Origin of the sequence: Flagellimonas hadalis (genome assembly GCF_007785775.2) — a bacterium.
GTDB classification, from domain to species: domain Bacteria; phylum Bacteroidota; class Bacteroidia; order Flavobacteriales; family Flavobacteriaceae; genus Flagellimonas; species Flagellimonas hadalis.
Genome location: NZ_VNIK02000010.1, coordinates 1 through 14,730, shown reverse-complemented (window position 1 = coordinate 14,730; position 14,730 = coordinate 1). Strand labels below are relative to the sequence as shown.

Annotated in this window: 11 protein-coding genes; 10 read left to right on the top strand and 1 reads right to left on the bottom strand. The window is 46.5% G+C overall.

All coding sequences use genetic code 11. From position 1 onward, the window contains the following. Window positions 1-17: 17 nt before the first annotated feature. The 5 genes from nagB (at window position 18) to FOT42_RS13670 (ending at window position 6,354) form a co-directional block, all read left to right on the top strand. Window positions 18-1,940 carry a glucosamine-6-phosphate deaminase gene (nagB, locus tag FOT42_RS13690; protein WP_151891103.1) on the top strand — a complete coding sequence of 641 codons (1,923 nt, stop codon included), beginning with the start codon at window positions 18-20 and terminating at the stop codon, window positions 1,938-1,940. Between the two features lie 567 nt (window positions 1,941-2,507). Then, window positions 2,508-3,437, top strand: coding sequence for a hypothetical protein (locus FOT42_RS13685; RefSeq protein ID WP_151891102.1), 930 nt, complete (start codon window positions 2,508-2,510; stop codon window positions 3,435-3,437). Between the two features lie 45 nt (window positions 3,438-3,482). Further along, on the top strand, window positions 3,483-4,184 hold the full coding sequence (locus FOT42_RS13680) for a hypothetical protein (RefSeq protein ID WP_151891101.1): 702 nt from the start codon (window positions 3,483-3,485) through the stop codon (window positions 4,182-4,184). A gap of 97 nt (window positions 4,185-4,281) precedes the next feature. After that, window positions 4,282-5,226, top strand: coding sequence for a hypothetical protein (locus FOT42_RS13675; RefSeq protein ID WP_151891100.1), 945 nt, complete (start codon window positions 4,282-4,284; stop codon window positions 5,224-5,226). Window positions 5,227-5,229: 3 nt separating this feature from the next. Then, on the top strand, window positions 5,230-6,354 hold the full coding sequence (locus FOT42_RS13670) for a gliding motility-associated C-terminal domain-containing protein (RefSeq protein WP_151891099.1): 1,125 nt from the start codon (window positions 5,230-5,232) through the stop codon (window positions 6,352-6,354). A 15-nt stretch (window positions 6,355-6,369) separates the two neighbouring features. Here the strand turns inward: FOT42_RS13670 and FOT42_RS13665 are convergent, their stop codons facing one another. Beyond that, window positions 6,370-7,377: a glycoside hydrolase family 43 protein gene (locus FOT42_RS13665; RefSeq protein WP_151891098.1), complete on the bottom strand. Its 1,008-nt coding sequence runs from the start codon at window positions 7,375-7,377 to the stop codon at window positions 6,370-6,372. Between the two features lie 199 nt (window positions 7,378-7,576). On the opposite strand from FOT42_RS13665, the gene FOT42_RS13660 reads away from it, so the two are divergent. From FOT42_RS13660 to FOT42_RS13640, 5 genes are all read left to right on the top strand, one after another. Beyond that, on the top strand, window positions 7,577-8,185 hold the full coding sequence (locus tag FOT42_RS13660) for an RNA polymerase sigma-70 factor (protein ID WP_151891097.1): 609 nt from the start codon (window positions 7,577-7,579) through the stop codon (window positions 8,183-8,185). A gap of 70 nt (window positions 8,186-8,255) precedes the next feature. Next, on the top strand, window positions 8,256-9,200 hold the full coding sequence (locus FOT42_RS13655; RefSeq protein ID WP_151891096.1) for a FecR family protein: 945 nt from the start codon (window positions 8,256-8,258) through the stop codon (window positions 9,198-9,200). Between the two features lie 138 nt (window positions 9,201-9,338). Next, window positions 9,339-12,713, top strand: a complete 3,375-nt coding sequence (locus tag FOT42_RS13650) for a TonB-dependent receptor (RefSeq protein ID WP_226789899.1) — start codon at window positions 9,339-9,341, stop codon at window positions 12,711-12,713. Between the two features lie 18 nt (window positions 12,714-12,731). Next, window positions 12,732-14,309: a RagB/SusD family nutrient uptake outer membrane protein gene (locus FOT42_RS13645; protein ID WP_151891094.1), complete on the top strand. Its 1,578-nt coding sequence runs from the start codon at window positions 12,732-12,734 to the stop codon at window positions 14,307-14,309. A gap of 130 nt (window positions 14,310-14,439) precedes the next feature. After that, window positions 14,440-14,730, top strand: a 291-nt coding sequence (locus FOT42_RS13640; RefSeq protein ID WP_151891093.1) for an FAD-binding protein, incomplete at its 3' end; no start/stop codon positions are given.

Here is a 14,730-nt window from a genome sequence, read left to right as displayed (position 1 = left end):
ATAATATAGAATGCAAAATGGAAACACATACAAGATCAAAGGCGATAACGCATCAACCTGCGGGCCAGTTTGAAGAAACCCGTTTTGAAAAAATCCACAATGTCATATTTGAAGATTCCAGGCAGGGATCACAACTAGTGGCCCAAGAGATAGCGGATCTCATTCGGCAGAGAGCTGCCAGTGGACAAAAGTGTGTACTGGGGCTTGCCACAGGTTCTTCACCCATCAAGGTTTATGAAGAATTGGTGCGCATGCACAGGGAAGAGGGACTTAGCTTTAAAAATGTGGCGACCTTCAATTTGGATGAGTACCATCCGATGGAAAGAAACAACATACAGAGCTATCATTACTTTATGCACCAACATTTGTTCGACCATGTGGATATAGACCCTTTAAATGTTAATGTACCTGACGGCATGGTGCCATTGGAAGAGGTGAAGGAATATTGCAGGTCTTACGAGGGAAAAATAGAGGAAGCAGGAGGATTGGATTTCCAACTTTTGGGAATTGGCAGGACGGGCCATATTGGTTTCAATGAGCCTGGATCACACTTGAATTCTGCCACTAGGGACATCACCTTGGACCATATTACCCGTGTAGATGCCGCGCCGGCCTTCAAAGGGTTGGACAATGTACCCAGAAAGGCCATCACCATGGGGATAGGCACAATACGAAAGGCCAAGCGCATCGTACTCTTGGCGTGGGGACAGAACAAGTCGGAAGTGGTCAAGGAGACCATAGAAGGGGAGATAAGTTCTGAAGTACCGGCCACCTATCTGCAAGAGCATGGCAACACCACTTTTGTGCTCGACAAAGAGGCAGCTGCACAACTTACCCGGATAGATACGCCTTGGTTGGTGCGTACTTGCGACTGGAACGAGGACCTTACCCACAAAGCCGTGGTGTGGCTCAGTACCAAGAAGGACAAACCGGTACTCCAGCTAACGGACAAGGATTACAACGAATCGGGTATGTCCGACCTGCTCAGTTCCGAACAGTCTTCATACGACATTAACATAAAGACTTTCAATAGGCTGCAACATACCATTACCGGATGGCCGGGGGGCAAACCCAATGCGGGCGATACCAACCGACCTGAACGGGCAAAACCAGCCAGGAAGCGGGTGATCATATTCAGTCCGCACCCAGATGACGATGTGATATCCATGGGAGGTACTTTTGATCGTTTGGTGGCTCAGGGACACGAGGTCCATATTGCCTACCAGACTTCGGGAAACATCGCTGTGGCGGACCATGAGGCCATCAAGGTTGCGGAAGTGGCGAACAGCATGGATCAAGATGGTCTTTTTTCCCAGGTGATCAGGGATATCCAGGAGAAGACAAGTGAGGATTATGATTCGGAATTGGTCAGAAAGGTAAAAGGGAATATCAGAAGGGCGGAAAGTCTTGGTGCCACTCGTTTTCTTGGCATCCCGGATAGCCAGGTCCACTTTTTGGACCTGCCCTTCTATGAGACGGGCACCATCAAGAAAAATCCATTGGGAGAGGCGGATGTTGAGATCATGAACAATATCATAAAGGAAATAAAACCCCACCAGATCTATGCTGCGGGAGATTTGGCAGATCCTCACGGTACTCATCGTGTCTGTCTGGAAGCTCTTTTTGAGTCCCTGAAAGATTTGAGGGAGAAGCCGTTCATGACCGATTGTTGGGTGTGGCTGTACAGGGGGGCATGGCATGAGTGGGATATCCACGAAATAGAAATGGCGGTGCCCATGAGTCCAGAGCAGGTACTTCGTAAGCGTAAGGCCATATTTTACCATCAGACCCAAAAAGATGGGGTCATGTTCCAAGGGGAGGACTTAAGGGAATTCTGGGTCCGTGCCGAGGATAGGAACAAGGACACTGCCAAAAAGTACCAACAACTTGGCTTGGCAAGTTACGCCGCCATGGAAGCGTTTGTGAGGTATCATTTTTAGATGATTGTCCAAACGGACATTTGGGAATTCCAGCCCTGTGAAATATACAAGACCTTCATATTTTTATGAAGGTCTTGTCTTTGTACATATATTATAAAAGCAGATAAAGTTTGATAATATGTCATAAAGAAAACAGTATACTTCAACATCAATGAATACCCCATAAAAATGCTTGACTTTTCTCTTGCTGATGAACCATTGGCAAACTATCCATGATAGGCAATGTATCCGTAATTCTTAAATCTAATTTATTTGGGGGATGCTTTATTCGCCTGATGTTGGATCGGGAAATGGAAAGGACAGTTCATGAAGTCACCTTTCCTTTATTTGAAGGAAGATATATCATGATTATAGTATTGAAATCCATGTGCTTAGGGTGTTTTTATTTTAGTATTGGATTTTTTAACATGATTATTTTTTCATCAAAACCACATTACATTTTAAGATACATTTACATTTTGTAAGTATTTGACTACATTTTTTGTTTGTTTTACAACAAATACCTCGCTTGGCTCCAAATTAATACTACTTTAATATCAGTATTTCAGTTACTTACGTTTTTGGAGAATGAAATTTTATATCATTTTTATGGGTCTGATGGGTGTGGGTCTGCATTTGGGCATGGCACAGGTCAAGATTGGTGATAATCTCCAAACCATAGATGGGGCATCGCTCTTGGAACTGGAAAGCACTTCCAGAACTTTGGTGTTGACAAGGGTCACCCAAACCCAAATGAACGCCATATCCCCTTTGCATGGAGCATTGGTCTATAACACCGATGCCAATTGTGTGTTCGTATTTAATGGAATGGCTTGGGTAAACCTCTGCAATGCAGGAATTTCCGTGACCACCTCCGTGATGGCCCCTGCCGGCAACCAGATAGGGGATATATGGATCGATGCAAACAGTGATATGGTCAGCGTATGGAACGGAGCGGCCTTTGTGTCCATGAGCTCCAATCCCAAGAGTGGAAATGGCTCTCCCATGACGGTGACCAATGCCAATCCCGGCGATATTTATGTGGATAGGACCACAGGGGACCTGTTTACCTTTAATGGCAGCCAATGGATCATACAGGGAAATGGGATTCTGGCCACCAATGGCCTTACAGAAACCTCGACGAACAACATTGAGCTTGGTGGTACGCTCACCAAGCCGACCCTTATAGAAACGGACAATACCCATACACTTGCCATTACGGGGCTATCAGTGGATGTCGATCCTTCGGATATGTTGGTCACTGTCGACGGCTCCACAGGAGTTTTGGGAAGCACCCTCAAGTCATCATTGGTGCAAAGGCAAGAATCGATCACGTTGGCCAGTAACGGACAAAACCAGTTTATAACACCCATGGTCATCACAGATGCTGAAAAAATCGATGTGTACCGCAATGGTGTCAAGATCGGTTTCACCATTGTCAATGGCAATACCATCGAATTGGACCCCAAAGTCACCTGTTTTCAGAACGATGAGATCCGTATCGTACAGATTTTTTAACAAACCTAATTGAAAACAACAAAAAACACTTTTAAATCTATAATTATGAAAACAACAAAGCGATCAACACTTCTAAAGAAGGCCTTTTTAGCCGTTGCGACCCTCTCCTTCGGCGTGGCCAGTGCGCAGCAGACCTCTGGCGATGTTGCCAAAGCAACCGACATTGACCCCGGTACCACCACCACTGGGGGAGCGGTACGCGTTATCGATAACCGTGGGACCATTAAATACCTACAGACCCAGAACGGTCTTACATTGTTGTCCAATACGACCAATAATGTCACCACGACCACTTGGCAGTTGGGGGGCACATTGACGGATGATACCTTTATCGATGTGGATGGCAACGTATTTGGCCTTGATGGCATTGAATTGATCACTACGGAAGTACCTTCTACTGATGCAACTACTGGATCGGACCATGGTACGGGAACGGGATATACCATTTTGGTAAGGGACGAGGCGACCGGGGCCGTGAAAAAATTATTGACCTCCGACCTCAGTTTGATCCAAAGTGGCCATGAAAGCTTTACCGCTACTGCCGGACAAACAGCCTTTGCGTTGACTGGAAGCCCCACATTGCCTTCCTTCAGTCAGGTTTGGGTCTATAGGAACGGAGCCAAATTGGTAGCAAGTGTGGACTATACCGTGGCAGGATCAACAGTGACCTTGGTGCCCGGTGGGTCAGCTCCCAATGATTGGGCCGTATATGCAGGCGACATCATTGAGGTCCAATTCGTTAGATAGATAAAAGGTTAGGGTGCTGGGGCAGTTCGCTGTATGGCCAGTACTAGTGTACCCATTCGTTAAGGCCATGGATGGTTCTTGGCACAAATCTTTGACTGTGATCAAACAAGGGAACTTTGGACATATCGTGGTTTTCATGCTCATTTGGGCAGTACCAAGAATTGCCCATACCCAAGAGATAAGGGTCATTGACAATAAGGGAACGAAAGTACTGGTACGGAACACCACAGTGAGCACGGGGACATCAGCCCCAGTGGCCCCTGTCCAAAATGATATTTGGTTAGATACTTCGGATGCAGACCATCAAAGGGTAAAGGTATGGAGTGGCAGTTCATGGAGAGAACTGACCTTCACGGGTATTCCGGGCTCCATCTTTTTTGCAGGTCCCGATGGCGTCCCAACACAGGACAACGATGCACTTTTTTGGGATGGGACCAATGGCAGACTGGGAGTTGGAACCTCGTCCCCGACCCAATCTCTGGATGTGAACGGATATGCCCGAATTCGGTCCATGGATGAAGCAGGGAACACGGACCGATTATTGAAGACTGATCCCAACGGGGTGCTCCATACATCAAAAGTCAATTTTGGGGGCAGGTGGACCAATACCAATACCACCACAAATTTGAACGTGACCACCACTGTGGTACCTATTTTTGGCTCCAATGATTATGTGGATGATGGCACAAATCTGTATGAGGTCAGTGGAAATACGCTCATTGTAAAAGAAGCTGGAAGGTATGATATTCGGGTAAACATAACTTTGGAGGCTTTTGATGACAGTATATTGAATGCCAATGAGTTCGATACCAATGTCAATGTGCGCCTGGCCTTAAATGGCACCCCGATCGGGTCCTTCGGAGCAACGGGACATATCAGTTTTGATAATTTCAACAACTTCTCCAGCGTACATTTGAGCGATATTTTGGAATTGGATGCCAACGATGTGATCACCATCATTTCTTACAGAGAGGCCAATTCGGGCACGGTTCGCATGTACAACAGCGGCACGTCGAGTTTCGTCATCAACAAATTGCGTTGACCCATGAAAAAGATACCCCTTTTCCTTACTTTTTTGGCCGTTCTTGGTGCAATGGGTCAGAATGGGTTGCGAAATATGGGCTCGTTCAGAATCTATGATGAAGGTGGATTGGGTTTACATGCAGATTTGGTCAATGACGGTGTTATGGAAAATAACCAAGGGTTGGTTGGCTTTTATGGGAACAACACCATGATGGTGAGAGGTTTTTTTTCCCCGGTCTTCCACGATATTGAGGTAATGACAAACAATGGAGTTCATTTGGCTATTGGAATGGGAGTGGAGAACAATGCCAATTTCATTTTGGGAGACATTGGAACCCCAAGGACGAACGCTTCCGTGGCCCTTACCTTTGAACAGGATGCCTTTTATACCGGTGCCGACCATATGGGCAAAGTGGATGGCTACGTCACTATAAAAAACCGACAAAACTTCATTTTTCCAGTAGGGGACAGGGAACGGTTACGGGCTTTGATCTTGGACTCGGAAAACAACAATGGCATTTCAAGTTGTGCTTATTTTTATGAAGATCCCCATTGGGCCACCAATGCCAAAGAAGCTGCCTTGCAACACATCAGCAATAGAGAGTTTTGGCATTTGGAAGGATCAGTGCCTTCTTCGGTACAGATTTCATGGGACGAACGAAGTTTCATTTCCCTATTGACGGACGATATTGGTGCCATAGTCATTGTGGGCTGGAGCAAATCCAACCGTCAATGGGAAAGTTTGGGGGGAAATGCCGTAGGGGATTTATCCCAAGGTGTGGCCGTCTCCACTTCTTTTGTGCCCGATGACTATGAAGCACTCACTTTCGGGTCGGTCATTGTTCCCAAGCAGATGATGGACCTTCCCAATTATTTGTTGACCCCCAACGGTGATGGCATCAACGACTTTCTCAAAATTGATGCACTCGAACAATCGCCCCGCAATCAGTTGCGCATCTATGACCGCAATGGTATGTTGGTCTTTGAGAAAGAAAACTACACCGATGAGTTCAACGGGTATGCCACCGAAGGTGATGTGGTCATCAATCGCGGCAGTGGCCTTCCATCGGGGGTATATTTCTATTTGGTCCAATTGCATGACCTCCATTTGGAATACCAAGGATACCTATACTTGGCGAACAACTGATTTTGAGGCCGTATTTTAGGGGTTGCCCACCCCCTCAAAGGTCATTTTTATGGGTTTGATGGTGCCATCCGTATTGAACTCCATTTTATCCATACAAGTGACCCGGTGATCGCGGTCTAGGTTCGGGATGGGCCTTCTGTGGTAAACAATGATCCATTCGTCCGTTCCGGGCTTACGGATCACGGAGTGGTGTCCGGCACCCGTGGCAATGTCCCCTTCCTTGGATTCCAGGATTGTGCCGATACGCTTGTAGGGGCCTGTTGGCTTGTCCGCCATCGCATAGGCCACTTTATAACTCCCATTGGTCCATCCACCTTCGGACCACATGAAATAATAGATCCCGTTGCGTTTGAACATGAACGGGCCTTCCACATAGCCCTCTGGTGTGACCTCTTTGAACAGATTGCCATCCTCCCAAGGCAGGAAACCAGTAAAATCGGCATTGAGCCGTCCGAGGTTGCAATGGCTCCAGCCCCCGTAGAAAAAATAGTAAGTGCCCTCATCCTCAAAAACAAATTGATCGATGGGCTGGGCATTGTTGTGGAATTCAGAAATAAGGGGCTTGCCCAAAAGGTCCTCAAAAGGCCCACTGGGGCTGTTGGCCACGGCCACCCCAATGCCCCCAAAATGGTTGATGTCGTTGTTGGGGTCATATCCGTCCCGACCAGGGCGTTGAATATCATTGGCCCCGAAGAACAGGTAATATTTCTCATCCTTTTCAATAATGGAAGGCGCCCACAGGGCCTGTCTCAGCCATTTGATCTTGGTGGTGTCCAAAATCCGTTCATGTTTTTCCCAATGGACAAGGTCCTTGGACGAAAAGGCATCAAAATGCAGCTGCTTGTCATAGTCATCGGAAAATGTGGGATACACCCAATAGGTGTCCCCAAATACGATTCCTTCAGGATCGGCATACCACCCATCAAAAATAGGGTTGTTGTGTTGCTTTTCGGTGGGTGTTTGCGCAAACGTCCAGCCGATCAGCAGTACGTTGCCCACAAAAAAAAGAATCTTGGTCTTCATTCTATATTGTTTTGTTGAGTTGATGGCTCACCACAAAGATTGCGGCAAAGCCACCCCAATAATATGACAATAAATGCGTAACTGAAATTATTTCATTGCATCGGAAGATCTCTTGGACTGGTTCCCAGTATATTCTGTGGTCCGAAAAAAGGAATTATCGATAAAAAATTTGTTCTTAATTCGAAATTTGTAAATTGCAATGAGCAATTCTTTGCATTTTTCAAAAATGACCCCAGAATATTCGCATAACCTCAAAATGAAGACCGCATCGGATTATGGTGATGAGGATGACTTCAATGTGATGTACGGGTTTTATCGGCCCAAGCTCTTTGTGATCGTCAATAGCTATATCCCTTCACGGGAAGATGCAGAGGAAATTGTGCACGATGTTTTGGTGAAACTTTGGGAGAAAAAGAAAACCCTCAAGATCCACTCCAATTTTACGGGCTATGTCTACAGTATGACCCGCAACGCCTGTCTGGATTATCTCCGCACCCGAAAGAACCAACTTTCCAAGGAAATGACCATGGAGCAGCAAGAGTTCTGGTTGAACCATGGAGCTTTGGCCGACGATGTTGCCTCGTCCATTTTGGCAGAAGAGTTGGAGGATTTGGTAAATACGACCATAGGACAGCTACCTGAAAAATGCAAGAGGGTATTCGTGAAGAGCCGGATGGAAGGTCTCAGTCACCAAGAAATTTCAAAAGAACTCCAAATTTCCCCAAAGACAGTGGAGAACCACATTACCAGGGCTTTAACGCAGTTTAGGTTGACCCTGAAGGATTACTTGCCATCTATTTTCCTATAAAATTCCCAACCCGACTAGGGGGTACTTCTCTTTTTTACGTCCTGCTAATAAATACTGTTCTTAAATTACGATGAACAAGAAGGATATCATTGCATTGGTGGAAGACCGCCTTCCTGCGGAAAAAAAACAGGAAGTGATCAAATGGTTGCTCAAGAACCCCAAGCAACAACAACGTTACCACATCCTAAAGGCGAAGCATGTCGCCAAGTTGTTGAGAAAAAGTGGGGATGACAAAATGCAAAGGCCAAGTAAGATTCAAACTGGCTGGTACAAATATGTTGGGTATGCTGCCGGTATAGCTCTTCTACTTTCCTTGGCCTATATGCTGATGTGGCCAACGGGCAATGTGGAAACATCGGTTTATGCCACCATGGAAACTGTTACTTCAATTGGGGAAAATAGAACGATTGAACTTTCGGACGGCACCAAAATAACCTTGAACGCGAACACCACACTTTCGTATCCCAAAACCTTCTCCGGGGAGTCCAGGGAAGTGAGCCTGAAAGGGGAGGCATTCTTCGATGTGGCGCACAATCCAGAAAAACCGTTCGTCGTGTCAACGGACAACGGCATGAAAATCCAAGTGCTGGGAACGGTTTTTAACGTAAGGTCCTATCCCGAGGACCTGAATGTGGAAACCACGTTGGTTTCCGGTAAGGTAAAAGTGGTGGAGGAGAGGGACAAAAAAACAGTGGTGCTGAACCCATCCCAAAGGGCCACCTATGTGAAAAATGAGGACAAGCTTATTGTGGACAATGTACAGACGGAAAATTTCACGGCTTGGCGCGAAGGCAAACTCATCTATGATGAGACTCCTATCCGACAGGTCATCGGGGATCTGAAAAGGAAATACAGGATTGCCTTTTCCGTAGAATCCCCCGAAATAATGGATTATAAATACACAGGGGAATTTGACAACCTGAGTATTGAGCAGATCATGGACCTATTCGAGGTATCCTCGCCCATACTATATAAAATGAAAGACAACCAAATAACATTGTATATGGAGAACTAAGCAAAAAAAGAAAGGGAAGTGCTGCAACACTCCCCTTTCAGCAAATTATTTAATCACATAGTAATTAAACAACGTAAACTCATCAAAATTATGGAAAAAAAGGAACATTTTTTTTCAAAGATTCCAATTGTTAGGATAATGAAAATCTATTTAATCTTAGTGGCGCTTACTTTTGCTAAGTTATTCGCATCAAAAGCAAATGCCCAAAATATTTCGTTGGAAGTAAATAATGTAAGGTTAAAAAGGATATTGAACGAAATAGAGCGCAAGAGCGACTTCAGCTTTTTCTACAATAACAGTATTGTGGATGTATATACGAAGAAGTCACTCAAGGTCGATAATAAAACGGTTGACGAAGTATTGCAAGAACTGTTTTCAGGATCGGACATCGATTTTAGCTTTGTCAGGGACCAGATCATCTTATTTCCAAAGAACAATCCGGAAATAAAAAGGAAAATAGAAAGTCTGCTCAATAAACATGTGGACAGGCTGCCCACTTCGTTGAGCCCGGACAAGATCAACGAACTCATCAGGACTTCCATACAGTTTACCGTAAGTGGAAAGGTCACTGATAATGCCGGAACCCCCATACCAGGAGTGTCCATTTTGGTCAAGGGCACTTCCAAGGGAACAACCACCGATTTTGATGGAAATTATAGCATCATGGCCGATTCAGGTGATGTGCTGATGTTCAGTTATATCGGTTTTACCACCCAGGAAATTGAAGTGGCGGACCAAGAGTCCATCAATGTAGTGCTTAGGGAAAATGTTGCAGCATTGGACGAAGTGGTTGTCGTAGGGTATGGTACGCAAAGGAAATCGGACCTGACCGGTGCGGTCGGCGCGGTGGACAGCGAGACCCTCTTGAAGGCCCCGGTGAGCAATGCACTGCAAGGAATGCGGGGCAAGATTGCCGGTGTGAACGTGTTTTTGAACTCAGGATCACCAACAGGATCTCCCAGGATCGTGATCAGAGGTGTGGGCACCATCAACTCTTCCACAGACCCATTGTATGTGGTGGATGGAGTGGTCATGGATGAGATACAGTTCATCAATCCCAATGATATCGAGCGAATGGAAGTGTTGAAAGATGCTTCTTCCGCCGCGATCTATGGGGCAAGAGGTGCCAATGGTGTCGTTCTGATCACCACCAAGCGTGGAACCAAGGAAAGCAAGGTGACCATAGGATACGATGGCTTTTTGAGCGTGGGACACATCCGTAAAAAAATGGACCTGCTCAATGCTGAGGAATGGTTGGAAGTGGTAAGGACAGGTATGGAAAATACGCCAAAATACCGTCCTGGCGATCCAGCACCCATATTCACGACCAACGACCCCAACCTTTTTGATGCCCAAGGGAACCCACTTTATGATACCGATTGGCAAGATGAGGCTACTCGTACTGCCTATTCCAACAACCATCAGTTGTCCATCCAGCAAGGAAATGAAAAATCTTCGGTGGGAGTGTTCCTGAACTATTCACATATCGAAGGGATCATGTTGAACAATAAGCTGGAGAGAATCAGTGGGAAGATTGCCTATGATGTCACTCCAAAAGATTGGCTGAAATTAGGGGTGAACCTTTTGGTAAACGATGTAAAGGACACTGAATTTGAAGAAGGTGGCGGAGGGCAGGTCCCAAGAAGGACCATGATAGAAATGCCCCCGATCTTTCCGGTGAAATTTCCTGACGGCACATGGAGCAACAGCCAGATGATCGATGATGCCTACAATTTGGAATCCATGGCCAATCCCGTCCATGTTTTGGAGACCCAGGAACGTTTTTGGGAAAGGAACCAGATTTTTGGAAACTTCTATGCAAGTTTCAACATTATGCCAGGACTGGATTTCAGGACACAGTTTGGTTTTGACAAGAACATACGGAACAAGAAAGAATATTCCCCAAGGGATTTGGTGAACATTTCCGCACCTGATGGTTATGCCAGAATATTCAATGAAAAGAGTACCTACTGGCAGCAGGAAAATTATTTGACCTATAACAAGGAATTTGGGGACCATAGGATCAATACCATGCTGGGTTTGAGCTGGCAGGAACGCAACTACGAGTCCTCCAACATCTTTGCCAGAGGGTTCAGTGACGACTTTTTCCGTTACAACAACATAGGCTCTGCCAGTAATCCAAGCGCTCCGGAATCCGCAACAGAAAAGTGGGCATTGAATTCCTATTTTGTCCGTGCCGGTTATACCTATAAGGACAAATATTTGTTGACCCTTACCGGACGTATCGATGGTTCTTCACGCTTTGGAAAGGACAATAAATATGGATTCTTCCCTTCCATTGGAGCAGGTTGGAACATCAGCGAGGAAGGTTTTATGGAAGAGGTAACGGCCGTTAACCGACTCAAATTGCGTGGTAGCTACGGAATTACGGGTAATACCGAAATTTCCCCTTACAGTTCATTGGCAACGGTTTCCTCTGGAACGGTTCTTTTGAACGGTACCAGGGTCAGTTCCAGTTCGGTGAACCGCTTGGCCAACCCTGGTCTGGAGTGGGAGAAAACCAGCCAATTTGATATTGGGGTTGACCTGGCTTTGTTCGATTATAGGTTGAGTCTGGAATTTGACTATTATGACAAGTTGACCAAAGACCTTCTGTTGGACAGACCAGTGCCCTATACTTCGGGATTCACCTCTGTTCGGGACAATATCGGTTCCGTTTCCAATAAAGGTATTGAATTGATGGTTACCGGTGAGATAATCCGCACCGCAGATTTTGGTTGGGAATCGTCCTTCAACATGAACTACAATAAGAACAAGATCGAGAGTTTGGGCGAGAACGATGAAGACATAGAACCGGGACCATTTTGGGTGTCAGGTAGCCAGACCATCCTTAGGGTAGGGGAATCCCTCAGCTCATTTTGGGGGTATGAGCGTTTGGGCACATGGGGCACGGACGAAGCGGACGAAGCAGCTTTGGTAGGAGCGGTACCCGGTGAGGCCAAGCGATCTGTCGACAAGAAAATCCTTGGAAAAGGCTTGCCGGACGTTACAGGTAGTTTCATCAACACCTTCCGTTATAAAAACTTTGATTTCACTGCGGATATCCAATTTGTGGCCGGGGTGGAAATCATGCAACAATTCTATCACTCTACGGAAGACCGTTCGGGAATTGCCAACGGTTTGGCCACCATACTCTATGATGGATGGACCGAGAGCAACCAAAATACGATGGTACAGGAAATCAGGAACCAAGCCTATGCCGGCCAGAACAGCCAAGTGGACAGCAGATGGGTGGTCGATGGATCCTACATCAGGGGAAATCTTTTCTCTTTGGGGTATAATTTCAACCAGCAGTTTTTGGATTTGTTGGGCATGGATCGCTTAAGGGTGTATGCCAGTTTGGAAAATGCCTTCGTGATCCATTCCAAGGACTTTCAGGGGTACGACCCAGAATCGACCTCTTGGGGCGGGAACCAATGGGGACAGAACATCTTTTTCTTCCAGTATCCAAAACCTAGGACCTTCACCTTGGGTTGCAGCCTCAAATTTTAATACATAAAAGAAAACATCATGAGAATTAAATATATAGTATTTCTAATCGGAATGATTTTATTGGGTTCCTGTTCGGACTTTTTGGAAGAAAAACCTCTGAGCGAACTCGACAGTGACCAATTTTTTTCTGAACCTGACCATGCGTACAGTGCGGTGAACTCATTGTATCGAACAGGCTCCCCGAGCATGACGGATGGTGGGGTCTACAGTGGAACGCCCCTGATGCTTGGAGGCTATATGTCCGGCTATTTTACCAATGAATATGCGGGGCAGGAACTGCATGTGAGCAATACCCAAGAGTTGACCCTGAACGGTGACAACATAGGGGGGTATCTTCAGGACAGATGGAGAGACCTGTATTTGGGAATCTCAAGGGCGAACAACGCCATTAAGTATATTCCGGAGACTCCAGAGCTCGGTGACGCAGCAAAAAACCAATTGTTGGCAGAGGCGAAGTTTTTTAGGGCCTTTTCCTACTACTATTTGGTAAGATGGTTCGGTCCAGTGCCTCTCACAACAGAGCCTTATGAATCCTTGGAAAACCTTTACTTGGAAAGAAGTTCCGTGGCAGATGTCTATGCACTCATTGAGAGTGATTTGACCGAAGCCCTTGAACAGGGTGGATTGCCCACAACGAACATGGTGGACAACGGTAAACGTGTCACCGCCGGGGCAGTGGCCACATTGCTGGCCGATGTCTACCTCACGATGAGCGGCAATCCCTTGAATGCGGACAGGTATGCCGATGCAGCTACCTTGGCCCAGGAAATCATCAACGGTACTTATGGGACCTATGGTCTGGTTCAGCATGATGAATTGTCACCGGGAGTGGTTGACCTTGAAAATTCTGCCTACAACAAGATCAGAAAAGCAGATGCATCTGCCGTTGAGCATATTTATATCAAGGAATACGACCCGGAAATTGGTACCTCGGTATATCCAAGGTATTCCTATCCCGTGGCCCTCGCTTCTGAGGTGCTCTATGATATCACCAATGGAGGTTATTTGCCCTCTGAAGGATTTCTAGACCTTTATGACCCAGCTCTAGACCTTAGGGCCCAAGAAAGGCAATATTTCCACACTATTTTTGAACCTACGGGACAGACTTTCGCACCAGCTCCGTTTGTATGGCATGATGACACGGCCATTTTTGAAACTGCAAATTCAGGAAAGGATTTTGCGGTCTATGGGTATGCCGATGTACTATTGATTGCTGCCGAGGCCATCGCAAGGTCCAGTGGGGTAAATGCGGATGCCGTGAACTATTTGGCCCAGGTCCGTTCCAGGGCTTATTGGGAAACCGATTTGGTTGATATAGAGACCAGTCTTTCTGCATTGGGCACGGAAGCTTTCGTGGAAGAAGTATGGAAGGAAAGACACCGCGAATTGGTATTTGAGTTCAGGACATGGTTCGATATTGTCCGAACAGGCCAATTTCCCGTGGCAGATGCACCAGGCTCCATATCTTTCGTGACAGCTGTGGGCCATACTACGGAGCGAGGGAAATCAATTGAGCAAAAACATATGCTTTTGCCATTGCCCGGACCCGAACTGCAAAGAAACCCAAGTCTGGGAACAGACAATAACGGGTATTGATTTAATCAGAACTCATAACAATTGGTTTAGGGAAAACTCCCTATGCTATTATTGAACAGTCCACTGACCAAGCACTTCATACAGGGCATGGTCAGTGGTACTCATTAACATACAATAAAAAAAAGGAACAATGCAGATAAAGGAGAACAGTACGTTGTACGATGCGATCGTTGTCGGGTCGGGCGCTGGCGGCGGCATGGCGACCAAGGTGCTCGCGGACGCCGGGCTGAAGGTGGCCGTGGTCGAGGCCGGTCCGTTTTTTGACCCGGCGGACCCAGAGCAGAAGACCCAGTTGCGTTGGCCCTACGAGTCACCCAGACGGGGAGCGGGCACAGTGCGCCCCTTTGGGGATTTTGATGCCGCCTATGGTGGCTGGGAGATAGAAGGGGAGCCCTACACGCACAAGGACGGCACCAAGTTC

Bases quoted from the DNA above. Each gene is read 5' to 3' on its own strand.
- nagB (WP_151891103.1), top strand. From the start codon at position 18: ATGGAAACACATACAAGATCAAAGGCGATAACGCATCAACCTGCGGGC.
- FOT42_RS13685 (WP_151891102.1), top strand. From the start codon at position 2,508: ATGAAATTTTATATCATTTTTATGGGTCTGATGGGTGTGGGTCTGCAT.
- FOT42_RS13680 (WP_151891101.1), top strand. From the start codon at position 3,483: ATGAAAACAACAAAGCGATCAACACTTCTAAAGAAGGCCTTTTTAGCC.
- FOT42_RS13670 (WP_151891099.1), top strand. From the start codon at position 5,230: ATGAAAAAGATACCCCTTTTCCTTACTTTTTTGGCCGTTCTTGGTGCA.
- FOT42_RS13665 (WP_151891098.1), bottom strand. From the start codon at position 7,377: ATGAAGACCAAGATTCTTTTTTTTGTGGGCAACGTACTGCTGATCGGC.
- FOT42_RS13660 (WP_151891097.1), top strand. From the start codon at position 7,577: ATGAGCAATTCTTTGCATTTTTCAAAAATGACCCCAGAATATTCGCAT.
- FOT42_RS13655 (WP_151891096.1), top strand. From the start codon at position 8,256: ATGAACAAGAAGGATATCATTGCATTGGTGGAAGACCGCCTTCCTGCG.
- FOT42_RS13650 (WP_226789899.1), top strand. From the start codon at position 9,339: ATGAAAATCTATTTAATCTTAGTGGCGCTTACTTTTGCTAAGTTATTC.
- FOT42_RS13645 (WP_151891094.1), top strand. From the start codon at position 12,732: ATGAGAATTAAATATATAGTATTTCTAATCGGAATGATTTTATTGGGT.